This is a genomic window from Lysinibacillus sp. G1-3, assembly GCF_056322905.1.
In genome coordinates this window covers 1-255 of record NZ_JBWHYQ010000082.1, presented here as the reverse complement: position 1 = coordinate 255, position 255 = coordinate 1, and the positions used below count along the sequence as shown (strand labels likewise).

General features: G+C 24.3%; 1 protein-coding gene. It reads right to left on the bottom strand.

The annotated features are described in order from the left end of the window. A partial coding sequence (locus ACVYAD_RS25260) for a condensation domain-containing protein (RefSeq protein ID WP_476428312.1) occupies window positions 1-255 on the bottom strand: 255 nt, incomplete at both ends.

Sequence of the window (255 nt, the reverse complement as noted above, 5' to 3'; positions counted from 1 at the left end):
ACTTGTATCTCTTTCTATTGCTAATTTTTCTACTAAAGTTTCCAATTGATAACTTTGATTTTCATATGCTTTTAGTGAATTATCTTTTACTTCATTTAAAAAATCTATATATTTTTTATTACCTTTTAGAGTATTTCTTAAAGCTAAAGTATTTACAAACATCCCCATTACATTTTCAATATCCTCATGTAATCTTCCTGATATAGGAATACCAATCACTATATCTTCTTGTTGGCTATATTTAGATAAAAGAAT